A 19,471-nucleotide genomic window follows, 5' to 3' on the forward strand; every position below is an offset into this window, starting at 1 on the left:
GATAATGTTAGAGAAAATGTTTGATCAAAACACTCTGTATTTGGCAAGTTGAAGGAGGAACGCATGGATTGTTTTCCATCTCGAATACGGATGATGTAAAGCCAACCTTTTTCTTGAAAATGAGCCATGAGATTGTAACTTTCATAGCCTCTATCCATGATAACAAGAGCTTTATCGAAAGGGAGAAGACTCCATCATCTGAATCAGAGCTAAGCGCTCATGTTGCGTATGTTTGTCTTGAATAGAAACATCTCGATACACTCCAGTCGTCAAGTCGTATAGGGCATTTATGTGCATGAGATTATAGGATTTAACATCCGTTTGGGTTTGGATAGAGGTTTCTGTATCCATGGGATTTCGAGGAATACAGATATCGCTCCCATCTGCAGCGAATATTGGAAAATCAGTATTAAGTGGAATAGGTGCTGTAAATTCTTTAAATAGGGCATAGAAAGCTTCAGGTTTTATCTGATAGCGCCTTTGAACAAAGGCTGAATTTGAAACTGTCAGTTTGGCATCTAGTAATTCTTTTGACAATGATTTCCCTCCCATTCCCAGAATTGTACGAATCATAGTTTCTAGTGATAAACTTCTTTTACGAGTAAAGGCCTGTTCATCTTGTTTGACGAACTCAACTTTTTGACCAAGGATACTCTGGATACTCTTATTCAAGTGGGCTTTAATCTGTTTTATCATGGAAAATCCCTCCTTAACTATAAGTTTATCACATAAAAAAGAAACCCAAATACAGAATTGTATTTGAATTTCTTAACTTAATGACATTGCATTTAAGCTCCCTCCTTTGAAATAACGGACACTTGGCTGGTCGGTGTACCCAGCATCTCAGATACCTTTTTCAAGGTGTGGCAGGAACCTTTCTGCCCTCAAATGTCTTTCGTTAATGTTATTCTAGCACCATCTACTTTTTTTGTCAAACTTTCTCAATCTACCAGACTTAATCAGGATTTATAAAGCTCTATTATTCGTTAGATACTCAATTTTAACTTTTCCCTTTTCCTCAAAATAATAGTATAATAGAGGTAGAATTTAGAATCGAGGTACACCTATGGCTGTAAAATTTACAAAACGAGACGACTTGGACAAGATGTTTGAAGAGTTTGCGAAACTCCCTGATTTGAAACAAGTTACTTTCCCTGATGACAAAGAGAAAAAAGCCAAAGCAGAAAAGAAAAACTAGATGACTGCTTTCCAACAACTCCCATCTAGTGTGCTTCAGACTGGAGCTATTTTCCTCTCCATTATCATTGAAGCCCTCCCTTTCGTGCTGATAGGAAGTATTGTCTCAGGGTTGATTGAGGTTTATATCACACCTGACAAGGTTTATCATTTTCTCCCTCGAAATCGTTGGGGGAGAATCTTTTTTGGGACCTTCGTTGGGATACTTTTCCCTTCTTGCGAATGTGGAATCGTCCCCATTATCAATCGTTTCCTGGAAAAGAAAGTTCCTAGTTACACGGCTGTTCCTTTTCTTGTGACTGCACCTGTTATCAATCCTATTGTCCTCTTTGCGACCTATTCTGCCTTTGGCAATTCCTTCCATGTCGCTCTGTTACGAGCTCTGGGTTCCATTGTTGTGGCTGCGATACTTGGGATTTTTCTAGGATTTTTCTGGCAAGAACCGATTCAAAAAGAAAATCGGTTGGCCTGTCATGAACATGATTTTTCTCACTTGAGACCTGCAAAGAAAGTTTTTCAGGTCTTTGTGCAAGCAATTGATGAATTTTTTGATACGGGGCGTTATTTGGTATTCGGCTGTCTCTTTGCCTCTGTTATACAGGTCTATGTTCCGACACGGATTCTGACCTCTATCAGTGCGACCCCTCTTTTTGCTATCCTGCTCTTGATGCTTTTGGCCTTTCTTCTCTCTCTCTGCAGTGAGGCGGATGCCTTTATCGGTGCTTCTCTTCTCTCGAGTTTCGGTTTGGCACCAGTTCTGGCCTTTCTGGTAATTGGCCCAATGCTGGATATCAAAAATATTCTCATGATGAAAAATTACTTGAAAGCACGATTTATCAGTCACTTCATTACGATTGTGACTCTTGTCGTCTTAGTGTATTCTCTCTTGATTGGAGTCATCCTATGATTCGATTTTTAGTTTTAGCTGGCTATTTTGAACTGACCATTTATCTCCATCTGTCGGGCAAATTAAACCAGTACATCAACATGCACTATTCCTATCTGGCCTATATTTCCATGGTGCTTTCCTTTATCTTGGCTATTGTTCAATTGTATATCTGGATGAAGCAAGTCAAAACCCATAGTCATCTGAACAGCCGATTGGCCAAGGTGACTAGTATTGCTCTTTTGGCCATTCCAATTGTCGTCGGCCTAACTTTCCCAACTGTTAGCTTGGATTCTCAGACCGTTTCTGCCAAAGGCTATCATTTCCCCTTATCAGAAGGCACGGATCAAGCCATTCAGACAAGCGAAGGGACGACAAGCCAATATTTGAAACCAGATACCAGTTCTTATTTTTCAAAAACAGCCTATGAAAATGAAATGCGAACTGCGGCGGATAAATACTTGTCCCAAGATAGCATTCAGATTACGAATGAAAACTATATGGAAGTCATGGAAGCTATCTACGACTATCCAGATGAATTTGAGGGCAAGACAGTCCAGTTCACAGGTTTTGTCTATAATGACCCCAGTCATGCCAATAGCCAATTTCTGTTCCGCTTCGGAATTATTCACTGTATCGCAGATTCTGGTGTCTATGGATTACTGACCAAGGGAAATACCCGGCAGTATGAGAACAACACCTGGATAACAGCCAAAGGAAAACTGGTCAATCACTACCATAAAGAACTCAAACAAAATCTCCCAACCTTGGAAATCGATAGCTTTACCAAAGTCGATAAACCAGAGAATCCCTATGTGTATCGCGTGTTTTAAAAAGCAAACCAAGTTCATAAAAAACTCTAAGCAGGCAGAGCCTGATAACTCATGACAGAAAAAGAAGTCTATCTTATAATGAAGATGAACAATACCAATCCATAGTGCTTAATAGGGCTTTTCCTAGCCTCTACAAAAAACTGGATGAACAAGAGTCGTGAAATAACTCGAATATGTCTTGAGCATGAAAATATCTTACTAGTAGCCTCTTGTTCTATTGTTCAAATAGTTAACAGGAGGTTTTTATAATGGAAGTCATGATTGAAACGTGTTTGTATTCTTTTGAATCAGTAACTATTCCAATTTATCTATCTTGAAATAAATAAAATCCCTTTGTAATACTATAAAAAATAACTAACAAAGAAATAACTATAAGACTCGGTTGCCAGAAACCTGATATATCTACTAAACTACTGCCTAAAAATTGGCCAATAAGGCTAACTAAAATTAAAATAATTAAATTGAAAATTACTGACACTAATAAAATTAACACCGAATGTATTATTGCCTCGCCTATACGTATTTTAAAAAGTTGTAATCTTGACACTCCCAGTGTCTTTAACTGTTTGATGTCCTCAATATCTTTATTAGAAGATAAAATTGTAAGAGAAATAGAACTAGTAATAATCAGAATAATTGGTGCAGACAGATAAGCAATAAAGGAAGCTCTTGCTTCGTTTACTCCGTTTGCTGTATTCATGAATGAATACATATTTTGGGTGTAAAGAATAAACCCAGAAATGAGAGTTACTCCCATGCTCATTGAAGTTTGTATACTTTTCAAATAACTAGGATTGGATAGTAGATTCCAAAAGCCTGTATTAATTACATAATTTTCAGTTGGAAATATCCTCATTAAAAATTTTATTAGAAACATTTGAATTGATGGAGACAGTGATTGAATAATAAGAATGTGAATAATTAATAAAAATAATATTATGCTTGACTGTTTTTCAATTATTTCTTTGTTTCTGATAAAACCTGCTGAAACAATAGAACCTATACATAGTAACCATAGGAATAAACGAACAGAGATATTAACAAATCCAGTTACTGTAACTTTTCTTTTTTTCTTTTTTGGTTTTAATATTGATGATATTTTAAGTATTCGACTTGAATAAAAGTAAGCTCCTATCCCGACAATTGTTGGGACTATAAAAACACTCAATAAAATTGATTGAATGTTGGCTGTAATAACTAAATCAGGTAACTCATCTCTTCCTAATAAATTTTGTAAAAATTTGTAGTAACTATCTGCCATGATAAATGAAAGTATTGTACCAATACTACTAACAATCACTGCCATTAAATAAAACTGTCCAGATACTAATAAAGATAACTGAGTTCTGCTTGCGCCTAAGATAGCCCATAATTGGTAATCCTTTTTAAAGATATCTATTAGTAATCTAATATTATTTGAAATAAGGAAAAATAGAGTAGTCCCGCCAAAAATTATTAGCATTTGAAAAAGTTGTGAAGCGTTAATATTAGCAGTCTTTATTGAACTAGCAATACCAAATAAAGATGTTCCAACAATCAGGCTAGATACAAATAGTAATGGTATTGTTCCTAACCATTGTCTTTTTGAGTACTGAAATTGGTAAATGATTAATTTTAGCATAATAAATCCTCCTCAAATTAATCTTTACTACTTTCAAGTGCTTGGTAAAGCTCATCAGCTGAAGGTTTAATAATTTGTCGAGATATTTTTCCGTCTTTTAAAATGAGTGCTCTGTCAGTTTTTGAAGCCAACTCAATATCATGAGTGACCATAAGAACACATTTTCCTTGACTCGCTAAATTACGAAGTGTTTCAAAAATAAGTTTTCTTGAGACGCTGTCTAGAGCTCCTGTTGGCTCATCAGCAAAAATAATTTTACTATCAGCTATTATTGCACGAGTAATAGCCACTTTTTGCTGTTCTCCACCTGATAAGGTAGCAACTAATGATGATAGTTCTGCTTTAAAATTCAAACTATCCAACATTTTTTTTACTTTATTGCTATCAACACTCTTTCCTGAGAGTCTCAGAGGAAGTGTAACATTTTCTAGTACAGGTAGAGCAGGTACCAGATTATAATTTTGAAAAATAATTGAAATATCTTGTCTTCTAAATTTAGCAAGCTTCCCTTCTTTTAAGGTATATGGATTTATACCATTGATAACAACTTCGCCACTTGTTGGTTCAGATAAACTTGATAAGCAACTTAGCAAAGTAGACTTTCCAGAACCACTGACACCAAGTATTGATACAAATTCCCCATAATTGACAGATAAAGAAACATCTTTCAAAATAGAGACAGTTTTGTCTTGTCCTAACAAAAATTCTTTTGAAAGGTTTGAGACTTTAACAGCTACATTATTAACCATAATAAATCCTCCTGATTTCAGTGTCATCTTTGATTTAATTATACAATATTGTAATTCTATTAACATCAAGTAAGTAACTTATGAAACGTATTTTTAATGGATAAAATTTCTATTTCCTCTGGAACTCGAATAAAGGTCTTTAGCGAACTAAGAATTTTTTCTATTACCATAATAGTATCATAAATGAGGCTTGATTGAAAGCGTAAACATAGCTTTATTAAGAGGTACAGCTATTCTATACAAAATTTAAACATAAAACTTAGGTATACTTAATAAATGAGAATTAAAGTTAGCTATAACGAAAATAGGAGCATATGTAAAACTCTAAGCAGGCAGAGCCTGCTTAGAGTTTTACAATCGAATTTCCCAAAGAGGAAGCAAGATGAAAGCCGTCATTGCTTATGCTCATAAGATTCTCAGAATCATTTACAAACTACTCTCCACCAAGCAGACTTATCAAAAAGAGAAGGGGCTAGGACTGAGGAAACAGTTCTAACGCCAAAACTAAAAAATTTCAATTACACGCTAGCACAGGAATTGATTTTTTGCGCTTTTTTACTGTCTTTTTTCAAATAAAAACACCTCAAAAGTTAGATTTTCTAGCTCTAACTTTTGAGGTGCAGCTCATTTATGTATGATAGTCTTTTGGTATTATTTCATCTATCTTTGTTAAAAGAAAGAATACATATTATGAATTTGGGTCATCAAGACTACGGCCATGTAAACCTTTTTCACGTTGTACCTGACGTAGTTTTTCTGGTGTAACATCGTTTCCTTCTTCGTCCACAATTTTAATTCCTTCAATGTGATGGCGAACAGAACGACGATATCCTTCAATATACTCCTCACGTAGTTTGGCTTGTTCTACTTTTTCTTCTGGGGTCAAGCCTTCTGTTTTTTTCTTTTTGGCAAGCTCGTTAATACGATCAATTTTTTTAGGATCCATGTTTCTCTCCTTTATAATAAGATTTAATCCATTTAACAGATTTTATTTGGTATTGATTTGGTTAAAACGTGCAAGTTTAGCTGCTTTCTTGGTTAATTGCGACAAGATTGCCAAACGATTTTGACGGACTGCTTCATTTTCAGCCATAACCATGGTATTCTCAAAGAATGCATCAATGACTGGGCTAAGAGCAAAGAGTTGTTTCAATTGCTGACTTGCAGATCCTGATAAAATAAGTGATTCTACTGCTTCCGCCAAAGCTTTTTCTTGGTCATTTTCAAAAAGTGCTGAATCAACTGTAGCAACTCCTTCTGCCTTCTCAGCCAAGTTAAAGGCACGAGAAAGTGATTCAACAGATGGTTTGAAGTCATCTTCCTTGCTTGCTTCCACGAGAGCACTTGCTGCTTCCAACATATCTGCCACGACAAAGTTCGAACTTGCAAGGACCGCTTCCTTAACGTCTTTTGGAGTAGAGCCCATCATCTTATCGACACGAGCCTTGATAAAGTACATAACTTCTGCTTTATTTTCATAAGTCAAGCTGTCAAATGTTAGATCATAAAGGCTATCAATCAGCTCATCCATAGCAATGTGCCAACCAAAGGCATCCAAGATACGAACCACACCTTGAGTTGCACGGCGAAGAGCATAAGGGTCATTAGAACCCGATGGAATCAAACCTACTGAGAAGAAACTCAAAATCGTATCCAATTTGTCTGCAATAGCTAGAATGGCTCCAACCTTGCTCTCTGGAAGTTCTCCTTCAGCTGATGTAGGCATGTAGTGTTCACGAATAGCAGCTGCCACTGCTGGAGTTTCACCTGCAAGAAGGGCATATTTCTCTCCCATAATTCCTTGGAGCTCGTCAAATTCACCAACCATACCTGTCAACAAGTCAAACTTGTAAATGGCTGCTGCACGAGCGAGATCAACTGTTTCATCCGCTGACAAACCAGCTTTTTCTGCCAAGAGAATAGCAATCTGACCAGTACGAATCATATGTTCACGAAGGGAACCAATTTTCTCATGGAAAGTCACATTGTTTAATTTTTCAACAAGATCTGAAATGACCAATTTTTGATCTTCACGCCAGAAGAATTCACCGTCTTCTAAGCGAGCTACTAAGACTTTTTCATTTCCTTTAATGACATTTTCCAAATACTCTGCGTTTCCGTTACGAACAGAAATGAAGTTTGGCAAGAGTTTTCCATCTTGATCACGAACAACAAAGTAACGTTGGTGTTCCTTCATCGAAGTTACCAAAACTTCTTCCGGTACTTCAAGGTATTTGGCATCAAAACTTCCCATAAAGGCAGTTGGGTATTCAACCAAGTTCAAGACTTCATTAAGCAAATCCGCATCAATTTCAATACGTACACCATGTTCAGCTTCGATTGCTTTGATTTGGTCAACAATCATTTGCTCACGTTCACGTGGATCTGCGATTACAAACTGTGAACGAAGGTCTTCTTCATAGCTCAATGCTGACTGAATTTTGGTTTCTTTCCCCAAGAAACGATGACCACGGCTCACACGCCCTCCCTTAATATCAAGGAAATCCAAATCAAACTCTTCTTCATCTAAAAGAACAGTTAAAGTGTGAACAGGACGAATGTACTCAAAGCTATTACCAGCCCAGTGCATGCTGACAGGGAAAGTCAATGACTTCAAGACATCTACAACACCTGGAACAATGGCTTCAACTGCTTGACCAATTTCTTCCTTAGTGACATAGACATATTCTTCACCCTTGATTTCACGGAATTCGATATCTTCAACAGTCAATCCTTTTCCACGGACAAAGCCTTGAGCTGCTTTGGTGAAGTTTCCATCACTATCCAAGGCAATTTTCTTTGCTGGGCCCTTAAAATCTTCTGTCAAATCAGACTGTTTGTCTGCAAGACCAGTTACACGAACAGCCAAACGACGTGGTGTTGAGAAGGTTTGAATGGCTTCAAAAGACAGGCGGTTTTCCTTAAGGAAGGCTGCCATTTTTTCGCCTAGTTGTTTTTCACTTGGTGTGACAACATAGGCTGGTAATTCTTCAAGACCGAGTTCTACTAATAAGTTTTTTGTCATGTTTTTTCCTTTACATTTTCTTCAATCTTTTTAATATGCACCTTAGGTACTGGGGACGTCGCTAACTAACTTTGTGAGTCTGTATGGAAATCTAATGCTAAATTAATCAAGATTTCCAACAGTCTCATCAAAGTGGATTTAGCTGACTGATTTTTGAACCCAAGGTTTCAAAAATCCCCACATAACAGTACTGCGGTGCATATTCCTCTAGCAAGTCTTCGACTTGCCTCTAACGATTTTAGAGCACGATATTACTCACTATTCTGCGTCTTCTGCTAAGAGTTTAGCTCGTGTTTCTTCATCCAAAAGTGGGTAGCCTAGGCGTTTGCGTTCTGCGACAAAGGTTTTGGCTACGACACGGGCCAAGTTACGGATACGAGCGATGTAGCCTGCGCGCTCTGTTACAGATACGGCACCACGCGCATCAAGCAGGTTAAAGGTATGTGAACATTTGAGAACATAGTCATAGGCAGGGTGCACCAATCCTTCTTCCAAGGCACGACCAGCCTCTTTTTCAAACTTATCAAAGTTTTCAAGCAACATTTCTTGATCCGAAATTTCAAATGAATATTTTGAATGCTCGTACTCAGGCTGGATAAAGATTTCTCCATATTTTACACCATCGGCCCACTCAATATCATAGACAGAATCTACTTCTTGGATGTAAGAAGCCAAGCGTTCCAAACCATAGGTAACTTCCGCAGTCACAGGGCCAGTTGCCAATCCACCGACTTGTTGGAAATAAGTGAATTGAGTGATTTCCATCCCATCAAGCCAAACTTCCCATCCAAGACCAGCTGAACCAGTTGAGGGGTTTTCCCAGTTGTCCTCAACGAAACGAATATCGTGTTCCAAAGGATTGATTCCCAATTTTTCCAAAGACTCAAGGTACAGTTCTTGAATATTTGATGGAGAAGGCTTCATTACCACTTGAAATTGGTGGTGTTGGTAAAGGCGGTTAGGGTTTTCTCCGTAACGACCGTCAGCAGGACGACGTGATGGCTCTACGTAAGCCGCATTCCATGGCTCAGGTCCGATAGCGCGAAGGAAAGTGTAAGGACTCATTGTTCCTGCACCTTTTTCGTTGTCATAAGCCTGCATAAGCATACAACCTTGGTCATTCCAAAATTGTTGCAAAGTCAAAATAATTTCTTGAAATGTTAATTTCTTAGACATTGTTTACTCCTTTAATTTATATTATCTTCTTAGATTTATTTATCAAGCAACCAAGAAAAGGCTGGGTCCTGAAAAATATGACGTTTGGGAACAGTTTGTAAATTCTGATCGCATTCATCTATTGTACCTAATTTCAAAGCGCAGACTTCTGGTATATTTTCTTGAACAGTGAAAATTTGGCTATGACAGTTCTGGCAGTAATAACGTTGTTTACCTGGAGATGAACTAAAAGTAACCAAATTCTCTTTTCCATACAGTGCCAGATTTTTGCTGCTAACTTTGGCATTAACTGTGTAGGCAGACGCAGTTGCTTTCCGACAGAATGAGCAATGACAAAAAACTAATTCCGATAATTCCTCATCTAGAGTGTAGGTCACTGCTTTACATAAACAAGATCCTTTAAGCATGATGCTCCTTTCTACTTAGGCATTAGACGAATTCAAAAAGAACCGAATTTCAACACCCAAGCCTTGCGACTAGGGGCGTCAGAAACGCGGTTCCACCCTAATTTATTACTTCATTGTTTTTGAAAATACTACAGAAAGCGCCAGCACTTTATTTTGCTCTACTTGGCTCCCACTATCCCAAGCTCGCTTGAAGAACGCGATAAGACTTTCTTTCCTGCAGACTATTATATCAAAAATTAGAAGAATGTACAATTCTTTTTATGATTTTCTAGAAATCCATGTCATCAACTCGTGGAGCACCCGACTGAACAGCTATCGTTTTTAAGGTTTCTCGTTCCTCATGATTCAGTTCAATTCCAAAACAATCGAGATTAGCTTGAATACGCGATGCTGTGATAGATTTTGGAAGTGGTAAAAATCCTTCTGCTAAGCTCCAGGCCAAAGCTATCTGGGCAACCGATTTTTCGTGATTTGCTGCGATTTCTTGCACTTGCTTGCTATCAAACAGTTCTCCCTGACCAAAAGGGCCCCAAGCTTCCAATAAAATTCCTTTTTCTCGACAGTAATCTACGACTTCCTCTTGATACACACCTGGCGCCAAGCGGATTTGATTAATCGCAGGAACAATTTTTGCTGTTTCAAGCAAGGCATCCAAATGATGGGGAAGGAAATTACTAACTCCGATAGCACGGATTTTACCTTCTTGATAAAGGTCTTCCATAGCTCTCCAAACTTCCGCATTTCGAATTTTCCATTGGTCATTTTCTCTGAGCGGTTTTGGATTTGGCCAATGAATCAAATACAGATCCAAATAATCCAAACCCAACTTCGCTAAAGACTCTTCAAAAGCCTGGCGAGCTTGCTCATAATTGTGATTTGTATTCCAAAGTTTACTTGTTACAAAAATTTCCTCCCGCGGAATGCCACTATCTTGAATAGCACGACCAACGCTTTCTTCATTTTTATAAATCGCTGCCGTATCGATATGGCGATAGCCTGCCTTTAAAGCCTCTAGTACAGCTTGATAGGCAATCTCTCCATTTTCAGCTTTCCAGGTTCCAAATCCCAGTACTGGAATTGTAACACCATTATTTAAAGTATAAGATTTCATTATTTTTCCTTTCTATGAGAAGAAAATCCAAAGAGGCAAATTTTCAAGGAAAACTTTTCTCTTTAGATTTTGTGTATTATTGATTGCGATCGTAATAGAGTTGATGAGCTTTAAGACGAGAGTCTAACAAATCTGGTACGGTAACAAAGTCATAACCTTGCCCTTTCAAATAGTCAATAACCTTCGGCAGAGCATTTACTGTCTCAGCATGGATATCATGCATAAGAATAATAGAACCATTCTTGACTTCACGCTGAATTTCTGTCAAAATAGATGCTTCATTTTTACTCTTCCAGTCCAGACTATCTACATCCCACATAATAAAACTCAAATCGAGACTATTGCGAATGTCATCTGTAATGGCTCCATAAGGGGGGCGCATAAGTTTAGAGCTAGAACCCAGCACCTTAGTTAGCGCATCCTCCGTATCAGTAATTTGTTTTTTAGCTTCATCAAGGGAAAGTTTTGAAAGCACTGGATGACTCCAACTATGGTTACCAATAACATGGCCATCTGCTTTCATGCGTTTCAAAATCTCTTCATTGCCAGAAACATTCTTACCTAGCACAAAGAAAGTTGCCTTGATACCATACTTATAAAGAGTATCTAATGCTTGATTTGTCGTTGCAGGATTTGGTCCATCATCAAAAGTCAGGGCCACTACTTTACGATTTTTCTTTTCATAATAAGCCTTATATAGCTCTGCATCCTTATCTAATAAATAAGAGGACTGAATAACTTCAAAGAAACTAGATACTGGCAAGGCAATCTCGTCTAGATTTTCAACTGTCTGACTTGGATAAAGGATAATCTGACTATCCTTGTAATCAAAATTCCATGCAGACAAGTCTTGGTCAGAGAAGCCTTTAACAACTTGATCAATCTTTTCTTGCTCCAATTTCTTATCCTGTAAGAAAGAGGTGATTTCTTTTAACAACTGCTCTTTGGCTTTACTAGAATCTGAAAATAATTGATTAAGTGTAAAAGGTTTACCATCTTCTGTCAAATGTACTTTTGCCAGACTAGTTTTTTCAGTCTCTTCAACTTTTGACGAAGTTAAATCATAGACTTGTTTCATCACACTTCGGTTGACAATCCCTTTTAAAGTCGAATCCTGTTTCTCCGTATAATAAAAAACCAGATTTTCTTTGTCTTCCAGATTTTCCTTAATATCCTGTGTCATGATTTCTTGTACAGATGAAATCACTTGCTCCCTTTGGAGAGGATAATAGGCAATTACTTCTGCTTGTCCCTTACGAAAATGATCTTTCTGATTTCCCTCACTTAATTGATCATCTTTCTCTTTTTTGAGAGATTCAATCCTTTGTTCAAAACTTTGCTTTGTATATATTTTGTATCCAATCATTGAACCAAGGACGCAAATACTTACTGAGAAGATAGCTACTAAGGCTATTAGACTCATTCTTATCTTATCGTGATTCTCACGCTTTGCTCTACTTTTATCCATAAGACCATCATATCAAATTCAAGCTATAATTTCAATGATTTTGGCGGAAATAGTATATTAAAAAGAGCCTTAAAAAATAACCGATATCATTGCTGAGAATCGGTTTTCTAATGTATTAAATTAAGAAGTTTGTTTTTACATAATAAAAATTATGTAAAATAACTACAGCAACAAATCTTTGATTTTCCCAATTTCACTTTTTGGAATAACTAGGTGAATCATATCACCGAGGTACATTCTGGTTGAGCCGTTAACTGTTTGGCTCTTGCCATTATGGACTTGAGTGGTGATGAGGATATTATGTGGTAAGTTGAGTTCATGTACTTGTTTTTCTGCTATTTTATCCGAAACAGGGATTTCAATGAGAGTGACTTCTCCTTCATCTGTCGCTTCTTCGGGCAACATTTTTTCCAACATAGCTTCATAGACTGGCGCACCCTTGAGTAGATCCATGATGATGTAGGCGACCAAGGTCACTAAACCAAGTGGCATGAGGTTGCGAATATCTCCTACCATCTCAGTCACAAGTATCATAGCAGTTAAGGGAGCCTTGGATATCGCTCCAAAATAGCCACTCATTCCTAGAATGACAAATATAGGAAACTGCTCTTGACTGATAAGACCAAGATTGACACAAATGACACCAACTAGGGCTCCAAGCAAGGAACCAAGCGCCAAAATTGGTAGGAAAATTCCACCCGGAAGACCACTTCCATAGCTAATCATGCTCCAAACAAAGCGAATCAAAAAGTAAGCTAATAGAACTTGGAAACTAAAATCTTGCTCAGTTAAGGAAAGTACAAGCTGATTTCCACCACCAAGGATTTGGGGTAAGAAGATGCCGACTGGTATGATGAGAATAAAGGCAAGAATTGGGTAATAAGCTCTATCCAAACGGATTTTTTGACCAAGCCAGTCATAAACTCGACCAACATTGAGTACAGCTTTTTCATAGAGAAAACCAGATAGTCCAAGAAAAATTCCCATGAGGAGGTAAATCCAATACTGATCTAAGGTCATGAGTGGGATATTGTCTGGCATATCCAGTACGGGTGTTAGGCCAAATATGAGCAGAGAGACAAAGTTTGCTACGAGACTAGCTGCGAGAGTAGATACCCAGAAAAAGCGTGAAAAATGGTGATAAACTTCTTCTACCACAAAGAGAAGTCCTGCAATCGGTGCATTAAAGGCTGCAGCTAGACCAGCGGCAGCTCCACTAGCAATCAAGGAGCGTTCCTCTACTGGACTGGATTTGAGCCATTTGGCAATTCCTTTACCACCGACCGCTCCAAGTTGAATACTGGGTCCCTCACGCCCCAGCATAAGGCCACTTGCAATAGCAAGAATTCCTAGAATATATTTTTTCCAAAGAACTCCCCACCAGTTGAGAGTCATCAATCCCTTTAATTCGGCTTCGACTTGAGGAATTCCTGAACCTTTGATGTCTTTTTCTGACCGAGTTAATTTCGCACTGAGCCAACAAACTATTAAATAAAATAGACCAATGATAAAAAGATTGCGCACTAGGTGCGCTTGATCTTGATAAAGTCCTTGTATCAGGTGGAAGCCTTTTTCGATTAAAAACCGAAAAGATCCAACGATGATCCCAACGACAAGACCGACGATGACTCCTCGTCCAACTTGGGATAATATAGTACTTGAGGCAAAGGCAAATTCTTTCTTGGATCTGAGTGTTTCTGACTGTTCCTCCATAATCATTCCTTCTAACTTAACTTTCTTTTTCTCCTAAAACCAATGATTTAACGGGTTCAAAGCTGGTTCGGTGAATTGGGGTAACTCCTAGTTTTGTAAGGCCTTCCAAGTGTTTAGCTGTTCCATATCCTGCATTAGTAGCGAAATCATAGCCGGGAAATTGCTGGTCGAATTCTTTCATCAATTCATCACGTGTCACCTTGGCTACTATAGAAGCTGCTGCGATCGAGAGAGAATTAGCATCACCCTTGATGATGGAGGTTTGTGAAATTGGCAATTCCAGCTTCATGGCATCTATCAAAAGGTGCTCAGGTTGCGGACGGAGCTGGGAGATAGCTTCCTTCATGGCCAGTTTGGTTGCTTCATAGATATTGACTTGGTCGATGATATGATTATCTATGATACCAATCCCGATTGACAAAGCTTGGTCCTGAACGGCTTGGAAAATCTCCAGATGTTTCTTTTTAGGAATTTTCTTGCTGTCGTTGAGACCTTTAATCTTACAATTTTTAGGTAAGATAACGGCTGCAGCGACTACAGGCCCAGCCAGAGGACCACGACCAACCTCATCAACACCTGCTATCAAGGTCAATCCTTGCTTGTAAAGTTCTTTTTCATAGGAAAGCATGGATTCCAAACGAAGATCCTCATCCAATTCTGCCTGAATGGCTTTTTTACGCTTGCTGATTTCCTTTTGAACTCCAGAGCGATTATCCTTTTCAAGCTCTAAAAAAATAGGGCTTTCTAACTCCTTGACCGTTGCAAGGAGTTCTTTGATTTCTTTAATCGTCGCCATCGATGTCTTCCAATGTATCTAAGGTATAGTTACCGAGTTTGCCATCACGGACTTCCTTCACGAAGAGACTGTAGAAACGGTCATAGTCGTCTCTGAAACCGAGGGCGCGGGTCATGTCCATAATAATCACAGGAGCTTCTTCTTCAATTTTCATTTGTTTGAAGCGTTCAGCCAGCTTTTCTGGATAATGTTCTTTGAAATAATTGAGGCCAAAAATAGTTACCTCATCCATAGGAAGCAACTGGTCTTTAATAGCTCCAGTCAAGGCCAACTTAAGCGCAACAGTTTCATCTTCAAACTTAGGCCAAAGAATCCCCGGTGTGTCTAGGATTTCAAGGTCCTTATTAGTTTTGAGCCACTGTTGTCCCTTTGTAACTCCTGGTTTATTGCCGACAACGGCAATTTTCTTACCAGCTAAACGGTTCATAAGAGTGGATTTACCAGCATTTGGAATCCCGATAATCATGGTACGCAAGGTTTCAATCTTGATACCACGTTCTTTCTGACGAGCAATCTTATCAGCCATGAGCTTTTTGGCCGCATCTGTTACAACTTTTACAGTTACTTGTTCTTTGGAGTTGATAGCTAGAGTCTGGATTCCTTGTGATTCAAAATACTGACGCCATTCCTTGGTCATTGCTGGGTCAGCCAAGTCTGCCTTGTTTAAAATCAAGAGTTTTGGTTTGTCACCAACAATTTTGGTCAACATAGGATTTTGACTAGATAGAGGTAAGCGTGCATCCACCAAAATCGTTACAAAATCAACAAATTTTAAATTTTCCTGCACCTGTCGACGCGCTTTAGACATGTGACCAGGAAACCATTGAATAGTAGCCATTGAGTTTTTTTCCTTTCGTAGCAAGGGTTTAGAGAGCCTATTTTACTATCGTTTGAACATAGAGAGTTTTCAAATGAATGGTGTTCAAACAGTTCTTATTTAATTACATAGAAATCTACTTTATATTATATCATGCCTTCTCTATTTTGTCCGATGATAGCCCCTCAAGCTCCCTGAATAGAAAAAGCGACTCTATAATATTTGTAGTGGGTAAATCCCCTATGGATATTATGGAGTCTATTTTGTGTAGAAAAAATTCCATAGAAAAAATCATATGGAATCATTACTTTTTATCACAAAACCACTCGATATCAAAGAATCAAATATCAAAAAAGAAAGGACGAATTTTGCCCTTTCTCGATCTTAGCTGACTTCAATCTACTACAGTTGACAAAGAGCCCAAATTAATTTGATATTCCTAATCAATTTGTTCATATCTTATTCTAATTAACTATATATTAATTATGATAATTTATTCAATATCCTAGTGAGAATAAGAGAACCACTCATTAATTAGACTAGCGATTTCTTTAGGTGCTTCAGTATAAAGCTCATGGCCAAAGTTCTCTAGAAGAATAGTATCAAAATAGTCTGGCAATTCTTTTAGGGCTTCCTCTCTCCATGTAGCTTCATTAGGATAGCGAGGACTAATAAACAAGGTATCTCCCACTTCTCTCTTAAAAGCTTGTATTTTCCTCCGTAGGCGGAGGATCGCTTCTATATTTTCATAATTTATAGCCAACTCATATCTATTATACTCAACATTCCAGTGATAGGACTGTCTTACAGCTTTCTCCATATTTTCTGACCAATGCTTTGCTTCAGATTTTTCTTTAGAAATAAGAACATCTAAGTCCGAAATAATTTGAGATTTGATATAGTTTTTAGTTTCCTCTAACTCTGTATCTAAAGGTAAAATCTTATCTAAATCTAGATAGCCACCATCCAAAAGAATCAGTTTCTTCACTTCTTGAAATTCCGATGCGAGATAACGAGCCAAATCTCCTCCAAGAGAATGGCCTATCAGACAGATAGATTCTTCCTCTACAATCTCATTTTTAAACCATGATTTCAATTCTGTTTCATCTCGAAGATGCTTTTCATATGGATTTAGAAAATAAATCTGCGAATTTAGTTCCTGAAGAAAATCCTTGCTATGATAGACATTGCTTCCCAAACCGCCAATAAAATATTTTTTCATTCTCTACTTAATACTATGCTTATTCATCTTTTGTTCAAAGATAGTTGTGATAATCTGACGCAATTCTTCGCGTTCTTTTTCTGGGATTTCACCACTTGTTTGAGCTGCAGCGTAGAGTTCAGGGTGTTCAATTGAAATGCGTTTAATAGTACGTGTCGTAGCATGTTTTCTGACAAAAAACGGAATGCGCTTAATCAAGTCTTGTGGTACTAGCGCAAGAATCTTCTCAGCAGTTTCCTTGTCACTAATCTTAGACGTCGTAAGCCCCTTCTTAATCATCTCTTGTTCTTTTTCTGTAAAATCTTTTAATTCCATTCAATTAGTCCTCCTATTTTCTTTAAGTTAAATTATATACCAATTGTAGCAAGACGACAAATAATCAGTTTGTAAAATGCTCTCTATACTACAATTTTCCTGTCACTCTTAATTGCTCTTTAATGAAAAATCACAAATCCTTTTGGAGAGATGACAAGCTGATTCTCCGATTCTTGGCAATTGCTTGTTAAGGCTACTGCTTCTTTCTCTACAATATAATCTTCTTTTGATTGGTTAAAGATGGCTTTTAGAACCTGTCCTTCGTATTCCCACTCCAAGGCAACTACATCTTGTTTGATTTCTTTTAGGCTATATTTGCCATGCGGAATGATTGCTGATGCGTGTTTGCGAATCTTGATTAGATTCTTCATGAAATTCAGCATATCATTGTCACTTGAGACACGTTCCCAAGGAATACAACGACGACAATCTGGGTCTGGTCCGCCAGTCAAAGCTAGCTCGGTTCCGTAATAGATGCAGGGTGTTCCTTTTTGTAAAAAGAGAAAGGTTAAGGCTGATTTGACCAGTTGAGCATCTTCATTGGCCGTCCACAAGATTCGCTCTGTATCATGAGAATCCAAGAGATTAAACATAACCTCTGAAATCTGCTGCTTGTAATACATAGACTGGCCATTGATTTCATCAATGAACTGGTCCGTCTTCTTAATACCACGTAAGAAATAGTCCTTGATGCTATCAGATAAAGGATAATTCATGACCGCATGGAACTCATCTCCATTTAGCCAAGGCTGAGACGTATGCCAGACTTCTCCTAAAATATAAAGATCAGTCTTTTTAGCTAAAACTGCCTTTCGAAAATCCTTCCAAAATTGATGGTCAATCTCATTAGCCACATCCAAACGCCAAGCATCGATATCAAACTCTTCAATCCAATAAGTCGCAACCTTTAAAAGATAGTCCTTGACCTCTGGATTGGCTGTATTTAGCTTAGGCATATAGTCCTCAAAACCAAAAGCATGATAGGGTAACTCTCTCTTATTGGCTAGCTTTTCAGTAGTCACTGGGAATTGTTGAATATGGAACCAATCCTTATAAGAAGACTGTTCACCATTTTCGACAACATCTTGCCATTGAGGAGATTGCGAACCAATATGATTAAATACAGCATCCAACATGATTTTCATACCTCGCTGATGCGCTTGCTCGACCAGCTCCCGAAAGGTCTCCTTGTCTCCAAAATGATGGTCGATTTCAAAGTAATCTGTCGTATTGTACTTGTGATTACTTGTAGATTCAAAGATAGGACAAAGATAAAGTCCAGTAATGCCCAAGTCTTGCAAATAATCCAGATGATCTATAATCCCTTGTAAATCACCGCCAAAAAAATCATCACTATTAGGTGTGCTTGATGAATCCCAGTCTAAAGTTTCTTCTGGGTTTAATCGAGCATTTCCATTAGCAAATCTCTCAGGAAATATCTGATACCATACCGTATTTGAAACCCAATCAGGAACCTTGCATGCATCAATCTCATGAAGATAGGGCAACTTAAATCCGTTTCCAATAGCATGAAGATTTTCTAGAGAATTTTCCACACAACCTTTATCACCATACAAAATACTTTGACCTTCTGTATCCGTGACTTCAAAGAGATACTGGATACGTGCAAAGTCAACGGACACTTCAACCTGCCAATAATCAAAGATGGCATCAGAAGTTATCTTGGCCATTTCTTTTGTATCCTGATAAAACTCCTCCATAAAGATAAAAGGATCCCCATAATGCAAGTTGATGCTTTTAATGTCCCCTTTCTTAGTTCGAATCCGAATATGAAGTTTCTTATCCTTATAAAGATAGGCATACTCCGACTCAGGCCTATGGTAAATAGCACTTAATTCCATCAATTTGTCTCCTAAAGTTTTAATTCCAATTTTACGCAAACGTTTTCACGGTTATGATTCTAGTATACTACTTTCGTATTTTATTTTCAAGGCTTGTCCGTAGATTCTAGTGGTTTGGTTCTATAAATAAAAAAGCAGCCAGTCTTACAACCAATGTCATTAAGTTAGTGATCTAACTACTTGAATAGGAGGTGTGATTGAGATCATCAAAGTGATTCTCTATCGTATCTTCTATTTTTTGCATGACAAATAAAGGTTTTTCACCCTATTTTT

18 protein-coding genes and 1 pseudogene are annotated in these 19,471 nt (G+C 37.8%); 3 read left to right on the forward strand and 16 right to left on the reverse strand.

Going from position 1 to position 19,471, the window contains the following annotated elements:
- A pseudogene (locus B7695_RS11785) lies at window positions 1–158 on the reverse strand (IS4 family transposase); the annotation flags it as partial.
- A gap of 13 nt (window positions 159–171) precedes the next feature.
- Window positions 172–696 carry a hypothetical protein gene (locus tag B7695_RS04605; protein ID WP_084890003.1) on the reverse strand — a complete coding sequence of 175 codons (525 nt, stop codon included), beginning with the start codon at window positions 694–696 and terminating at the stop codon, window positions 172–174.
- Window positions 697–1,066: 370 nt separating this feature from the next.
- Between B7695_RS04605 and B7695_RS11640 the strand changes: the two genes are divergently transcribed.
- From B7695_RS11640 to B7695_RS04620, 3 genes are read left to right on the forward strand one after another with little or no spacing between them, the layout of a single operon-like run.
- The gene (locus B7695_RS11640; RefSeq protein ID WP_000268685.1) at window positions 1,067–1,198 is read left to right on the forward strand and encodes an SPJ_0845 family protein; all 132 of its coding nucleotides are present in this window, start codon (window positions 1,067–1,069) and stop codon (window positions 1,196–1,198) included.
- Window positions 1,199–2,104: a permease gene (locus B7695_RS04615; RefSeq protein ID WP_033677167.1), complete on the forward strand. Its 906-nt coding sequence runs from the start codon at window positions 1,199–1,201 to the stop codon at window positions 2,102–2,104.
- Window positions 2,101–2,916 carry a TIGR03943 family putative permease subunit gene (locus B7695_RS04620; protein WP_084890004.1) on the forward strand — a complete coding sequence of 272 codons (816 nt, stop codon included), beginning with the start codon at window positions 2,101–2,103 and terminating at the stop codon, window positions 2,914–2,916. Before B7695_RS04615 ends, B7695_RS04620 begins: the two co-directional genes overlap by 4 nt.
- 304 nt (window positions 2,917–3,220) lie before the next feature.
- Here B7695_RS04620 and B7695_RS04625 read toward each other — a convergent pair whose 3' ends face one another.
- The 14 genes from B7695_RS04625 to B7695_RS04690 all read right to left on the reverse strand — a co-directional run bounded on the left by B7695_RS04625 (window position 3,221) and on the right by B7695_RS04690 (window position 19,198).
- On the reverse strand, window positions 3,221–4,537 hold the full coding sequence (locus tag B7695_RS04625) for a beta-carotene 15,15'-monooxygenase (protein WP_084890005.1): 1,317 nt from the start codon (window positions 4,535–4,537) through the stop codon (window positions 3,221–3,223).
- 17 nt (window positions 4,538–4,554) lie between these two features.
- Window positions 4,555–5,286 (reverse strand): ABC transporter ATP-binding protein, encoded by a 732-nt coding sequence (locus tag B7695_RS04630; protein ID WP_084890006.1) that lies wholly within the window; start codon window positions 5,284–5,286, stop codon window positions 4,555–4,557.
- Window positions 5,287–5,974: 688 nt separating this feature from the next.
- On the reverse strand, window positions 5,975–6,232 hold the full coding sequence (locus B7695_RS04635) for a DUF896 family protein (protein WP_049492208.1): 258 nt from the start codon (window positions 6,230–6,232) through the stop codon (window positions 5,975–5,977).
- A gap of 42 nt (window positions 6,233–6,274) precedes the next feature.
- Window positions 6,275–8,311, reverse strand: coding sequence for a glycine--tRNA ligase subunit beta (gene glyS, locus B7695_RS04640; protein WP_084890007.1), 2,037 nt, complete (start codon window positions 8,309–8,311; stop codon window positions 6,275–6,277).
- A 258-nt stretch (window positions 8,312–8,569) separates the two neighbouring features.
- Window positions 8,570–9,487 carry a glycine--tRNA ligase subunit alpha gene (gene glyQ / locus B7695_RS04645; protein WP_000038736.1) on the reverse strand — a complete coding sequence of 306 codons (918 nt, stop codon included), beginning with the start codon at window positions 9,485–9,487 and terminating at the stop codon, window positions 8,570–8,572.
- A gap of 35 nt (window positions 9,488–9,522) precedes the next feature.
- Window positions 9,523–9,894: a GFA family protein gene (locus tag B7695_RS04650; RefSeq protein ID WP_084890008.1), complete on the reverse strand. Its 372-nt coding sequence runs from the start codon at window positions 9,892–9,894 to the stop codon at window positions 9,523–9,525.
- 268 nt (window positions 9,895–10,162) lie between these two features.
- Window positions 10,163–11,005 carry an aldo/keto reductase gene (locus B7695_RS04655; protein ID WP_084890009.1) on the reverse strand — a complete coding sequence of 281 codons (843 nt, stop codon included), beginning with the start codon at window positions 11,003–11,005 and terminating at the stop codon, window positions 10,163–10,165.
- Window positions 11,006–11,081: 76 nt separating this feature from the next.
- Window positions 11,082–12,473: a peptidoglycan-N-acetylglucosamine deacetylase PgdA gene (gene pgdA / locus B7695_RS04660; protein WP_084890011.1), complete on the reverse strand. Its 1,392-nt coding sequence runs from the start codon at window positions 12,471–12,473 to the stop codon at window positions 11,082–11,084.
- Between the two features lie 162 nt (window positions 12,474–12,635).
- On the reverse strand, window positions 12,636–14,186 hold the full coding sequence (locus B7695_RS04665) for a ClC family H(+)/Cl(-) exchange transporter (protein WP_084890020.1): 1,551 nt from the start codon (window positions 14,184–14,186) through the stop codon (window positions 12,636–12,638).
- Window positions 14,187–14,202: 16 nt separating this feature from the next.
- Complete coding sequence (locus B7695_RS04670; protein WP_084890013.1) at window positions 14,203–14,982, reverse strand: ribonuclease HII; 780 nt, start codon at window positions 14,980–14,982, stop codon at window positions 14,203–14,205.
- Window positions 14,969–15,820 carry a ribosome biogenesis GTPase YlqF gene (ylqF, locus tag B7695_RS04675; RefSeq protein WP_084890015.1) on the reverse strand — a complete coding sequence of 284 codons (852 nt, stop codon included), beginning with the start codon at window positions 15,818–15,820 and terminating at the stop codon, window positions 14,969–14,971. The genes B7695_RS04670 and ylqF overlap by 14 nt, the downstream gene beginning before the upstream one ends.
- A 484-nt stretch (window positions 15,821–16,304) precedes the next feature.
- A complete protein-coding gene (locus B7695_RS04680) occupies window positions 16,305–17,021 on the reverse strand; it encodes an alpha/beta fold hydrolase (RefSeq protein WP_084890016.1) in 717 nt (238 codons plus the stop codon).
- A 3-nt stretch (window positions 17,022–17,024) separates the two neighbouring features.
- On the reverse strand, window positions 17,025–17,336 hold the full coding sequence (locus B7695_RS04685) for a hypothetical protein (RefSeq protein ID WP_000420556.1): 312 nt from the start codon (window positions 17,334–17,336) through the stop codon (window positions 17,025–17,027).
- Window positions 17,337–17,455: 119 nt separating this feature from the next.
- On the reverse strand, window positions 17,456–19,198 hold the full coding sequence (locus B7695_RS04690; RefSeq protein ID WP_084890018.1) for a glycoside hydrolase family 13 protein: 1,743 nt from the start codon (window positions 19,196–19,198) through the stop codon (window positions 17,456–17,458).
- Window positions 19,199–19,471 lie beyond the last annotated feature (273 nt).

Source organism: Streptococcus mitis (assembly GCF_002096845.1).
In the GTDB taxonomy this organism is placed as follows: Bacteria; Bacillota; Bacilli; order Lactobacillales; family Streptococcaceae; genus Streptococcus; species Streptococcus mitis_A.

What these genes read in the sequence shown, in the direction of transcription:
- B7695_RS04605 (WP_084890003.1), bottom strand. Translation starts at nt 696, where the DNA reads ATGATAAAACAGATTAAAGCCCACTTGAATAAGAGTATCCAGAGTATC.
- B7695_RS11640 (WP_000268685.1), top strand. Translation starts at nt 1,067, where the DNA reads ATGGCTGTAAAATTTACAAAACGAGACGACTTGGACAAGATGTTTGAA.
- B7695_RS04615 (WP_033677167.1), top strand. Translation starts at nt 1,199, where the DNA reads ATGACTGCTTTCCAACAACTCCCATCTAGTGTGCTTCAGACTGGAGCT.
- B7695_RS04620 (WP_084890004.1), top strand. Translation starts at nt 2,101, where the DNA reads ATGATTCGATTTTTAGTTTTAGCTGGCTATTTTGAACTGACCATTTAT.
- B7695_RS04625 (WP_084890005.1), bottom strand. Translation starts at nt 4,537, where the DNA reads ATGCTAAAATTAATCATTTACCAATTTCAGTACTCAAAAAGACAATGG.
- B7695_RS04630 (WP_084890006.1), bottom strand. Translation starts at nt 5,286, where the DNA reads ATGGTTAATAATGTAGCTGTTAAAGTCTCAAACCTTTCAAAAGAATTT.
- B7695_RS04635 (WP_049492208.1), bottom strand. Translation starts at nt 6,232, where the DNA reads ATGGATCCTAAAAAAATTGATCGTATTAACGAGCTTGCCAAAAAGAAA.
- glyS (WP_084890007.1), bottom strand. Translation starts at nt 8,311, where the DNA reads ATGACAAAAAACTTATTAGTAGAACTCGGTCTTGAAGAATTACCAGCC.
- glyQ (WP_000038736.1), bottom strand. Translation starts at nt 9,487, where the DNA reads ATGTCTAAGAAATTAACATTTCAAGAAATTATTTTGACTTTGCAACAA.
- B7695_RS04650 (WP_084890008.1), bottom strand. Translation starts at nt 9,894, where the DNA reads ATGCTTAAAGGATCTTGTTTATGTAAAGCAGTGACCTACACTCTAGAT.
- B7695_RS04655 (WP_084890009.1), bottom strand. Translation starts at nt 11,005, where the DNA reads ATGAAATCTTATACTTTAAATAATGGTGTTACAATTCCAGTACTGGGA.
- pgdA (WP_084890011.1), bottom strand. Translation starts at nt 12,473, where the DNA reads ATGGATAAAAGTAGAGCAAAGCGTGAGAATCACGATAAGATAAGAATG.
- B7695_RS04665 (WP_084890020.1), bottom strand. Translation starts at nt 14,186, where the DNA reads ATGGAGGAACAGTCAGAAACACTCAGATCCAAGAAAGAATTTGCCTTT.
- B7695_RS04670 (WP_084890013.1), bottom strand. Translation starts at nt 14,982, where the DNA reads ATGGCGACGATTAAAGAAATCAAAGAACTCCTTGCAACGGTCAAGGAG.
- ylqF (WP_084890015.1), bottom strand. Translation starts at nt 15,820, where the DNA reads ATGGCTACTATTCAATGGTTTCCTGGTCACATGTCTAAAGCGCGTCGA.
- B7695_RS04680 (WP_084890016.1), bottom strand. Translation starts at nt 17,021, where the DNA reads ATGAAAAAATATTTTATTGGCGGTTTGGGAAGCAATGTCTATCATAGC.
- B7695_RS04685 (WP_000420556.1), bottom strand. Translation starts at nt 17,336, where the DNA reads ATGGAATTAAAAGATTTTACAGAAAAAGAACAAGAGATGATTAAGAAG.
- B7695_RS04690 (WP_084890018.1), bottom strand. Translation starts at nt 19,198, where the DNA reads ATGGAATTAAGTGCTATTTACCATAGGCCTGAGTCGGAGTATGCCTAT.